The sequence below is a fragment of the Pseudoroseomonas cervicalis ATCC 49957 genome, from assembly GCF_000164635.1.
GTDB lineage: Bacteria > Pseudomonadota > Alphaproteobacteria > Acetobacterales > Acetobacteraceae > Pseudoroseomonas > Pseudoroseomonas cervicalis.
In genome coordinates, this window is sequence record NZ_GG771199.1 from 1 (window position 1) to 644 (window position 644).

A 644-nucleotide genomic window follows, 5' to 3' on the forward strand; every position below is an offset into this window, starting at 1 on the left:
AGGGCGGCCGGCGCCGCGAGGGGCTGCCGCCTGGCGGTCGCTCGGGCCGCGAGCGGCCGGTGGATCTGGGGCGCGGGCATGCCGGCAAGAAACTCCTACGGAAGTAAGGCCAGGATAAGGCGACCGGGCCGGGCGGTCACGGTGTCGCGCTTCAGCTTCATCGGCCTGTAACCAAACCCCTCCTGCCTAGTTTCCGCCGCAGGGCTGACGACTTGCTTACCGCGGCCCCGTTTCCGGGGCGCCGACGCGGGGCGGTGGCGCGGTGCGGAAGACAAGGTGGCGGCTGGCCAGGAAATTCCCCGCCATGCCGGCCAGCGCGCCGGCTGCCACGGCGATGACCGGATGCGCCGCCGCCAGCGGCCACAGCCCGACCAGCAGCGCGTAGCATCCATAGTTGAGCGCGAAGCCGCCCAGATTGACCAGCAGGAACAGCGCCCATTGCCGCCCGGCCGGCGCGCCGCGCGCCTGGCGGAAGGTCCAGGCCCGGTTCAGCGCCCAGTTCCAGCTGGCGGCGGCCAGGTAGGACAGCACGCGCCCGCCATACAGCCCGGCGCCCAGCCACAGCGACAGGTAGAGGATGGCGGTGTCCACCACCACGCCGCTGGCCCCCACCAGGCCGAAGCGTAGCGCCTGCCCGGCCAGCC

The 644-nt window shown here is 73.1% G+C and carries 1 protein-coding gene; it reads right to left on the bottom strand.

Annotation, left to right across the window (positions count from 1 at the left end; genetic code table 11):
* Positions 1 to 216: 216 nt before the first annotated feature.
* On the bottom strand, positions 217 to 644 hold a 428-nt coding region (locus tag HMPREF0731_RS22560; protein WP_007006594.1), incomplete at its 5' end, for a GtrA family protein.